Source organism: Ruegeria sp. BC5 (assembly GCF_056539205.1).
Genome location: NZ_JBQFUN010000012.1, coordinates 48,502 through 57,485, shown reverse-complemented (window position 1 = coordinate 57,485; position 8,984 = coordinate 48,502). Strand labels below are relative to the sequence as shown.

8 protein-coding genes are annotated in these 8,984 nt (G+C 58.2%); 3 read left to right on the top strand and 5 right to left on the bottom strand.

From position 1 onward, the window contains the following. Positions 1-355: 355 nt before the first annotated feature. Positions 356-2,557 (bottom strand): catalase/peroxidase HPI, encoded by a 2,202-nt coding sequence (katG, locus tag ACR0LY_RS19825; RefSeq protein WP_170349449.1) that lies wholly within the window; start codon positions 2,555-2,557, stop codon positions 356-358. A 235-nt stretch (positions 2,558-2,792) separates the two neighbouring features. Then, the gene (locus ACR0LY_RS19820; RefSeq protein WP_302477189.1) at positions 2,793-2,927 is read right to left on the bottom strand and encodes a hypothetical protein; all 135 of its coding nucleotides are present in this window, start codon (positions 2,925-2,927) and stop codon (positions 2,793-2,795) included. Between the two features lie 27 nt (positions 2,928-2,954). Between ACR0LY_RS19820 and ACR0LY_RS19815 the strand changes: the two genes are divergently transcribed. Beyond that, positions 2,955-4,571, top strand: a complete 1,617-nt coding sequence (locus ACR0LY_RS19815) for a GMC family oxidoreductase (protein WP_170349451.1) — start codon at positions 2,955-2,957, stop codon at positions 4,569-4,571. A gap of 3 nt (positions 4,572-4,574) precedes the next feature. Here ACR0LY_RS19815 and ACR0LY_RS19810 read toward each other — a convergent pair whose 3' ends face one another. Then, positions 4,575-5,420 (bottom strand): SDR family oxidoreductase, encoded by an 846-nt coding sequence (locus tag ACR0LY_RS19810; RefSeq protein ID WP_170349453.1) that lies wholly within the window; start codon positions 5,418-5,420, stop codon positions 4,575-4,577. A 90-nt stretch (positions 5,421-5,510) separates the two neighbouring features. Here ACR0LY_RS19810 and ACR0LY_RS19805 point away from each other — a divergent pair, with 90 nt between their 5' ends. Beyond that, the gene (locus ACR0LY_RS19805; RefSeq protein WP_170349455.1) at positions 5,511-6,143 is read left to right on the top strand and encodes a class I SAM-dependent DNA methyltransferase; all 633 of its coding nucleotides are present in this window, start codon (positions 5,511-5,513) and stop codon (positions 6,141-6,143) included. Positions 6,144-6,147: 4 nt separating this feature from the next. On the opposite strand, the gene ACR0LY_RS19800 is transcribed toward ACR0LY_RS19805, so the two are convergent. Beyond that, on the bottom strand, positions 6,148-7,137 hold the full coding sequence (locus ACR0LY_RS19800) for a sterol desaturase family protein (RefSeq protein WP_170349457.1): 990 nt from the start codon (positions 7,135-7,137) through the stop codon (positions 6,148-6,150). 11 nt (positions 7,138-7,148) lie between these two features. Beyond that, positions 7,149-7,904, bottom strand: a complete 756-nt coding sequence (locus ACR0LY_RS19795; RefSeq protein WP_170349459.1) for a class II aldolase and adducin N-terminal domain-containing protein — start codon at positions 7,902-7,904, stop codon at positions 7,149-7,151. Positions 7,905-8,020: 116 nt separating this feature from the next. Between ACR0LY_RS19795 and ACR0LY_RS19790 the strand changes: the two genes are divergently transcribed. Then, positions 8,021-8,896, top strand: coding sequence for a LysR family transcriptional regulator (locus ACR0LY_RS19790; RefSeq protein WP_170349460.1), 876 nt, complete (start codon positions 8,021-8,023; stop codon positions 8,894-8,896). The last annotated feature ends 88 nt before the right edge of the window (positions 8,897-8,984 follow it).

Genomic DNA, 8,984 nt, shown 5'->3' with positions numbered 1-8,984 from the left:
TAACAAATCCCTCAAGATGCCCCCAGTCTCTCCTGAGCGTCTCCGCCGTCTCCAGCGTCCCAACACCGCCTCAGCAGCGCCGGTGAAGGGGTATTTACGGATTAGGTCTGGGACCTGCAACCCCCATTTTGAAAAAACTTCGCTTTTCCCCTCAGAAACTTACCCACCTTAATGAAATCAATAAGTTAACTTAACAATTCGTGGGAAAAACCCGCTTACAGGCCACTGAAATTGGGGGAAGGGTTGATCTATGGGCGGAATCGTACCCAATGCTTGGTATGCGCCCCGGGGCTGGGCCAAAGAAAACGCCGCCCGAGTCTCTTCGGACGGCGCAATCATTACGTTAGTCGCGTGTTTACGACAGATCGAAGCGATCCGCGTTCATCACCTTGTTCCAGGCCGAGACAAAGTCGCAGACGAATTTGCCCCCGGCATCGGCCTGACCGTAGACCTCGGCCAGCGCTCGCAGTTGCGAGTTTGACCCAAAGACCAGATCAACACGTGTTCCGGTCCACTTGACCGCCCCGCTGGTGCGGTCGCGGCCTTCATAGACGCCGTTGCCCGCAGCTTTCCACTCGGTACCCATGTCCAGCAGGTTGGTAAAGAAATCGGTGCTGAGCGTGCCGACGTTGTTAGTGAACACACCATGTGTTGTGTCGCCGAACGTCGCGCCCATTACCCGAAGCCCGCCAACCAACGCCGTCATTTCCGGGGCTGACAGAGCCAGCAGCTGCGCCCGATCGATCAACAGTTCTTCGGGCGATACGCTGTAGTCGGACTTTTGATAGTTCCGGAAGCCGTCTGCAAATGGCTCCATCACCGAGAACGACTCGACATCCGTCTGATCCTGCGTCGCATCTGTGCGGCCCGGGGCGAACGGTACCTGAACCTCATGACCCGCCGCTTTGGCGGCCTGTTCAATACCGGCTGCACCGCCCAGAACGATCACATCGGCCAAAGAGACCCGTTTGTTGCCCGACTGCGCATCGTTAAACGCTTTCTGAACGCCTTCCAACGCATCCAGCGCTTTGGACAGCTTCATCGGTTCGTTCACGTCCCAGTCTTTCTGCGGCGCAAGACGGATGCGGGCGCCATTGGCTCCGCCGCGCTTGTCCGACCCGCGGAATGTCGAGGCCGAAGCCCAGGCGGTCGACACCAGTTCAGAGACCGACAGGCCGGCTGCCAGAATCTTGCTCTTCAGGTCAGCCGCATCCGTGTCGTCGATCAGGTCGTGATCCACGGCCGGTACATTGTCCTGCCACAGCAACTCTTCGGTCGGGGCCTCATCACCGATATAGTTCGAGCGCGGGCCCATATCGCGGTGGGTCAGCTTGAACCAGGCACGGGCAAAGGCGTCCGCGAACTCTTCCGGGTTCTCGTGGAACCGCTTTGAGATCGGGCCATAGATCGGGTCCATGCGCATCGCCATGTCCGCCGTTGTCATCATTGTCTTGACCTTTTTCGACGGATCATGCGCCGCAGGGGCCATATCTTCTTCTTTCACGCCGACCGGTTCCCAGATCCAGGCGCCCGAGGGGCTTTTGGTCAGGTTCCAGTCATAGCCGAACAGCAGGTCGAAATAGCCATTGTCCCATTGGATCGGGTTCGCGGTCCACGCCCCTTCGATCCCGCTGGTGGTGGTGTCGTCACCCTTGCCCGAACCGAACTTGTTTATCCAGCCAAAGCCCATTTCCTCGATCGGCGCAGCCTCGGGTTCCGGACCAACCAGATCGGGATCACCTGCGCCGTGTGCCTTGCCAAAGGTGTGACCACCCGCGACCAATGCGACTGTCTCTTCGTCATTCATTGCCATCCGACCAAACGTGTCGCGGATGTCACGACCAGAGGCCAACGCATCAGGCTGCCCGTCGGGGCCCTCGGGGTTCACATAGATCAGGCCCATCTGCACGGCGGCCAGCGGGTTTTCCAGATCACGCTCGCCTGAATAGCGGCTGTGAGGGTTGTCTGTCGGAGCGAGCCATTCCGTTTCCGTACCCCAATAGATGTCTTCTTCGGGTGCCCAGATGTCTTCGCGGCCACCGGCAAAGCCAAAGGTCTTGCCACCCATGGATTCGATGGCGCAGTTACCCGCCAAAATAATCAGATCTGCCCAGGAAATCTGATTGCCGTATTTCTGTTTGATTGGCCACAGCAGACGGCGCGCCTTGTCCAGGTTGCCGTTGTCCGGCCAGCTGTTCAGCGGCGCAAAGCGTTGGTTGCCGGTCGACGCGCCACCACGGCCATCTGCGGTCCGGTACGTCCCGGCGCTGTGCCAGGCCATCCGGATGAACAGCCCACCGTAATGACCGTAATCCGCCGGCCACCAATCCTGAGAATCCGTCATCAGCGCGTACAGGTCTTCCTTCAGCGCCTTCATGTCCAGTTTCTTGAACTCTTCCGCGTAATTAAAATCGCCCCCAAGCGGGTTCGACGCGGGCGCATGCTGGTGTAGGATCGACAGGTTCAGTTGGTTGGGCCACCAATCCCGGTTTGACCGGGTTCCGGCGCCATGCATCACCGGGCATCCGCCCGTTTTGGGGTTATCACTTCCATCCATATCGATCTCCATTCCTGGCTAATTTCCGGCAGGTTCGCACGGTTCAAACTTGGTCGATCAAGAACTCATGCAGATGACACCTTTACCCGCCCTTAACTCGCGCCCAGGGGCACGCGTTTTTCGCTCGGGGGGATCGGCGACTCTTTGGTCTTGTCACCACCAGAAGTAGCAAATCAAAATCATGCATAAAAGTTTTGTTTAATGATGAATGCGATAGGAAATGATTATGGTATTTTCATAATCCACTGCGTGACAACCCGTTCACCGGCAGCACCACAAAATAACCTTGGGTCACATCCCAATAGCGCCAATTGTTTTTTTCGACCGCTGCGCCACTGTCAGACCCACGGAAGGTTACAGGCATAGCCATACCCGATCCGGCACTGAGGGAGTCAAAATGGAATTCGACTACGTCATCGTTGGCGGCGGGTCCGCGGGTTCGGTACTGGCCAATCGCCTCAGCGCCGACCCAAACACCCGCGTTTGCCTGCTTGAGGCTGGCGGTCGTGGCGACAGTATTCTGGTCCGTATGCCCTCGGCCGTGGTCGCTGCCCTGCCCGGGCGGCCAAAGATCAACAACTGGGCGTTCGAGACCGTGCCACAGCCGGGCCTGAACGGACGCCGGGGGTATCAGCCGCGCGGCAAGGCACTGGGTGGGTCCAGTGCCATCAATGCGATGCTTTACATACGGGGACAGCGTCAGGACTATGACGGCTGGTCCGATCTGGGCTGCACCGGCTGGGATTGGGAGAGCGTGCTACCCTTTTTCAAACGATCCGAGAATAATGAGGACGGAGCCGATGATCTGCATGGTGACAGCGGTCCGGTTCAGGTTTCACACCAAAAAGAGCCGCGCCCGATCACTCATGATTTCATCCGCGCAGCCGAACAATTGCAGCACCGCCGCACGCATGACTTTAACCGTGGCAACAATGAAGGGGTCGGCCTGTACCAAGTGACCCAATTTCACGACCCGGCCCGAAATGGAGAGCGTTGTTCAGCAGCTGCGGCCTATGTCTTTCCGGTGATGGACCGCCCGAACCTGAAAGTCATCACTCATGCAGTGGCAAAAGAACTGACATTCGACGGCAAGCGCGCGAGCGGCGTGATCTACAAGAAAAAAGGCAAAGGGCCCGACATCGTGGTTACGGCCAGACGAGAAGTGCTGATTTGTGCCGGTGCACTCAAATCTCCACAATTGCTGCAACTGTCAGGAATTGGGGATGGCGCGGACCTTGCCCGACACGGCATCACCGTGCGCCATAACCTGCCCGGCGTTGGCCAGAACCTGCAGGATCACCTAGATTTTATTCTGTCCTACAAAACAAAAGACACTGACAATTTCGGGATCGGGGCGACCGCATCGGTGAACCTGCTGCGGCACCTGCTGCGTTGGCGTAAGACCGGCGTTTCAATGGCGGCCACGCCGTTTGCCGAAGGGGCGGCTTTTCTGAAAACATCGCCTGATCTGGATCGGCCTGATATTCAGCTGCATTTCACTATTGCCTTGGTCGACGATCACGCCCGCAAACTGCATTACGGTCACGGATTTACTTGCCACGTCTGCAAATTGCGCCCCGAAAGCCGGGGCACGGTGGGGCTGCACAGCGCCGACCCATTCGCCGCCCCTGCCATTGATCCAGCGTTCCTGTCTGACGACCGTGATCTGGAAACGCTGATCAAGGGCGCGCGGATGACGCGTGACATCATTCAGGCCCCGGCGCTGGAGAAGTATCGGCACAAGGAAATGTTCGGAACCGAAACCGCGCAAACCGATGCCGATTGGGAAAACCACATCCGCGATCGCGCCGACACGATCTATCACCCGGTCGGGACCTGCAAAATGGGTTTGGATGACATGGCCGTGGTCGACCCGGAATTGCGCGTACGTGGTATCGATGCGCTGCGCGTGATCGACGCTTCGGTTATGCCGACGCTGGTGTCCGGCAACACCAATGCTCCCACCATCATGATTGCCGAAAAGGCCGCTGAACTGATCAAGGCTGCTGGCTGAGCGTCAGGTGTCTTTCATCAGGGCCTCAAGCCCGGTGCGGTAATCAGGATAAAGCAGACGTACGCCCAGTTCGTCCTTGATCCGATCATTCCTGACCCGCTTGTTTTCGTTATAGAAACTGCGGGCCATTGGGGTCAGATCAGCCTCGTCGAACGGCACCTCTGGCGGTAAGGGCAGGCCCTGCAACTCAGCGGCATAGGCGATCACGTCCTGCGGTGGCACCGGCTCATCATCGCAGACGTTATATATGGCACCAGGGTTGGGCGCGGCCATCGAGGCGGCCAGAACCTGTGCGATATCCGCGACGTGAATGCGCGAAAACACCTGACCGGGCTTGATAATACGCCGCATCCCCGCCCGCTTGAGCTTGGAAAACGGACCGCGACCGGGACCATAGATGCCCGCCAGCCGGAAAATATGTGTGGGCAGATCAGGGATGCTCATCCACTGCTGTTCAGCCTTCACCCGCCATCTGCCACGCTCAGCCGTGGGCGCAGGCGGGGTAGTTTCATCCACCCATGCGCCTTGATGATCGCCATAGACTGCGGTCGTCGACAGGTATCCCACCCATTCAAACTGCGCAGCCCGCGCAGAAATCTCATCTTGCAGGGCAGCCAGCACCGGGTCTCCGTCCGCTTTCGGCGCCGTCGAAATCAGCAAATGCGTCACCCCGTCCAGATTCGGCACCTGCCCTGGCCAGACCAGCGGGTCTGCTCCGGATGCGCGAATAGCGGGGGATTGGGCCGGGTCGCGTGTGGTGCCGCAGATACGCCAACCTTGTGGTTCAAGTAGCTGGGACAAGGCTTGCGCCGAATATCCGTGGCCGAACGAAAAAAGAGTTCCTGTCATGGCGCCTTAGATGATCCGCAATCCCGGCGGATGCAAGCAATTGCGCCGGAATACTTGATTCGAATCCCTCAATGCGCCTTTCTTTTGAGTATGAGTGACAAAACACCCAATCTGCACGCTGCCTATGCCCTGGACTCACCGGAAGAACACAAACGGCTCTATGCCGAGTGGGCCGGGGACTATGACGATTCCTTTGCAGCACTTGAAGACTATCAACTGCACATCCATACGGCCCGTGCCTTTGTGAGCGCGGGTGGGCAAGGCCCGGTTCTGGATGTGGGCGCAGGCACAGGACTGTGCGGTGCGGTTCTGGCCGGTCTGGGCGTCGGGCCAATTGACGCCACGGATATCAGCGCCGAAATGCTGGATCAGGCCATGCGCAAGGATATCTACCGCGATGCGATTGAGGCAGACCTGAACCAGGGTATCCCGGTCCCGCGCGACAGCTATGCGGGCATCGTATCCTCGGGCACTTTCACCCATGGCCATCTGGGCCCTGAGGCCCTGCCCGCCCTGCTGCGCATCGCCCGCCCCGGCGCACAGTTCGCCCTGTCGATCAACGCAAAACACTATGAAAAAATGGGCTTTGCCGAAACCTTGCATAAAATGGCGCAGGGCCAGATTCGAAACCTGACCCTGCCCGAGGTGCGCATCTATGGGGACCTCGCCGCAGGCCCCAACAAGGATGATACCGCTCTGATCGCCTTGTTCGAGCGGAGCTGACCTTTCAGGTATACATCTGCTTTTTGAAAGCGCGCGTCCGCGTCGTCGCCTCGGCCGAGCCGTCGTGATAGGTGCCAAACCACTTGTCGAACGGAATCTCAGAGGTGCCGTAGTTGCACTCGAAATACCGATGATGCAGCTGGTGGAAGAAGTCCCCTGCGCGGGCGGCATCGGTTTCCCGGGCACGCAGCTTTTCAAATCCGGAATGCGACAGGACCGGGCTGACCTGTTGGAAATAGGCATGGAACAGCAGGTGCAGCGGATGCGAGGGCACGATCAAGTGGATGAAGTAGGTGGTGAAGTACAGGATGTTTTCGAACCAATGGTTTGAAATGCCTGACCACGGCCCCGTATTTACGTTGCGGTGATGCACGGCATGCACGTGTTTATACAGCTTGGGGTGATGTTCCAGCCGATGCACCCAGTAAAAATGCAATCCCGACCACATCGGTATGAATGCCAGCCAAACCACGCACCAGACCGGTGCGCTGGCCCAAGTTACGGTGGGCACATAGCCGTTCGCCATCGCCCAGTAGATGATCCACTGATACACTGTCGCGACTGTCATCGCGCTGCCCAGCGTCCACCAGATATTGTCCCAAACCTGATTGCGAAAGGTGAACGTGCCGTTGCTGCGGGTCAGGTCGCGGCGGTCGAACTTTTTGTACATGCCCTGCCCTTTGCGCATGTACAGCCACCAGTGCAGACCACCCGCGATTAGAATCTGAGGCACCATGTTCAGCAGCCAAATGCGGAACATCCAGCCGGGTGCAAAGCTTGTCATCGTCTCTAACGCTGGGAAAAAGAGTACATAGGCTGTCACCGCCACCACCAAGCACAGAGTCAGCGACGTGATCTGCAACCAGGCACCGCTATACCATTTCAGCACGGCAGCGGGGCGCGGGGGCCAGTTGAACAACGGGTTCAATCCCACTGGCCCCTCGGGGTGGTAATTCCAGCGGGCGGCTTCGGGGTCCTGAGTGGAATCAGTCATAGCATTACCCTTTATGAGGCGTAGTCTGAGCCATCGGCATCCAGCAGAGCCTTGATTTCACGCAGATGCGCATCGGCCTGGTCGGGATACTCGTCCAGTTCCTGTGCCGTCTTTTCGGCAATCTCATCCGACAACACGCGCAACGGCTGGCCGGTTTGCAGCGCACGGATATACGTTTCGGCCGCGCGTTCGAAATAGTACAACCGGTTGAACGCATCCGCGGGATCGCTTCCGATCACCAACACGCCATGGTTGCCCATGATCATGACCTTCTTCTGCGGATCCGACAGCATTGACGCGCAGCGCTCACCTTCGCTTTCAAAGGCCAGACCACCAAATTCGTTATCCACCACATAGCGATTGTAGAAGGTGGCCGTATTCTGATCGATCGGCGGCAGGCGACTGTCGGCCAGCGAGGCCAGAACGGTGGCAAAGATCGAATGCACATGCATCACACAGCGCGCATGCGGGCAATGGCGGTGGATCGAGCCATGCAATCCCCACGCGGTTGGGTCAGGCGCACCGGGCTGAGACATGACGTTCGGGTCATTGGCATCCAGCAGCAACAGATTCGAGGCCTTGATACGGGCAAAATGCATCTGATTGGCATTCATCAGAAACTGCGTGCCATCATCATTCACTGCCAGACTGAAATGATTGGCGACGCCTTCATGCATGTTCAGACGTTCTGTCCAACGAAAGGTGGCGGCAAGATCTACGCGGTCCTCCCAGTGGTCGATATTGGGGCGCAGGTTTGTGATGGCCATTGCGGGCTCCGATAGGGTAGTTAGGGCTGCGGAAAAGCCTGCCTGCGCTTTAAAAAATTGACCAACGAAAAAAACAGTCCTAATTCATAAGTTGAGCTAATGGCAGGATTATGCGAATGCAGAAACAGCTTCCTCCGCTGGGGTGGTTACGCACGTTTGAAGCCGCTGCGCGCCACTTGTCCTTCACCGGCGCTGCCCGCGACCTGAACATGACCCAAAGCGCGGTCAGCCAGCAGATCAAATCGTTGGAGGGATATCTGGGCCAGCCCCTGTTCCTGCGCCGCCCGCGCGCGCTGGAACTGACCGAGGCCGGCATCACCTATCTGCCGGTGGTGCGCGAGGCGTTTCGAACGCTGGTCCGCGGCACGCAAGCCGTCACAGGCGCGCAGCAAAACGCCGTTCAGGTGCAAAGCAACATCACGTTTGCCGTCAATTGGCTGGCCCCGCGCCTGCCGCAATTCCGCGAGGCACACCCAGAAGTCCAACTGAACATTTTTACCGAATTATGGGAGCCGCGGGAGATGGCCGAAGGGGCCGCCGTGGAAATCCGATTTTCTCTGCGCCCATCCGATATGGTGCGAACGGAATTGTTGCGGACCGATTATTATTACCCAGTCTGTGCGCCGGGCTATGAAGTGATGCTGGACACGCTGCAACTAAAGCCGTTGTTCGATTGTTCGAATCTGCTGTCAAACTGGGCAAATTGGGCCGAAGAACAGGCTCTAATTTGGGGAAATCCGCCTATCACTTACTCGACAACCTATTTGGTCAGCCTGTCCGTCGCGATGGCAGGCGGGGGGCTATGCCTGACCCACGACACTATTGCACGCGGCTTAATCGAACAGGGGCGGCTTGTGGCCCCCTTTGCCCATCGCGCTCCAATGCCCGAAGCCTATTATCTGTTATTGTCACCCCAAGCCGAAGAAACCCCGGGGGCGCTGGCTTTTGCAGATTGGTTGCGCCGCGAGATGGAGGCAGACGCGCAGTCTTGATAAGGGGTACTCCCGCCCATCGTCACTGCCGCTGTGCGGCACTTCCTCTGGTTGGGTCCGGCAGCGCTGACGCGCTGCGTGACGGTTT

Excerpts from the sequence above, each read along its gene's own strand:
- ACR0LY_RS19810 (WP_170349453.1), bottom strand. The coding sequence starts at position 5,420 with ATGACAGGAACTCTTTTTTCGTTCGGCCACGGATATTCGGCGCAAGCC.
- ACR0LY_RS19815 (WP_170349451.1), top strand. The coding sequence starts at position 2,955 with ATGGAATTCGACTACGTCATCGTTGGCGGCGGGTCCGCGGGTTCGGTA.
- ACR0LY_RS19800 (WP_170349457.1), bottom strand. The coding sequence starts at position 7,137 with ATGACTGATTCCACTCAGGACCCCGAAGCCGCCCGCTGGAATTACCAC.
- ACR0LY_RS19790 (WP_170349460.1), top strand. The coding sequence starts at position 8,021 with ATGCAGAAACAGCTTCCTCCGCTGGGGTGGTTACGCACGTTTGAAGCC.
- ACR0LY_RS19805 (WP_170349455.1), top strand. The coding sequence starts at position 5,511 with ATGAGTGACAAAACACCCAATCTGCACGCTGCCTATGCCCTGGACTCA.
- ACR0LY_RS19795 (WP_170349459.1), bottom strand. The coding sequence starts at position 7,904 with ATGGCCATCACAAACCTGCGCCCCAATATCGACCACTGGGAGGACCGC.
- ACR0LY_RS19820 (WP_302477189.1), bottom strand. The coding sequence starts at position 2,927 with ATGGCTATGCCTGTAACCTTCCGTGGGTCTGACAGTGGCGCAGCGGTC.
- katG (WP_170349449.1), bottom strand. The coding sequence starts at position 2,557 with ATGGATGGAAGTGATAACCCCAAAACGGGCGGATGCCCGGTGATGCAT.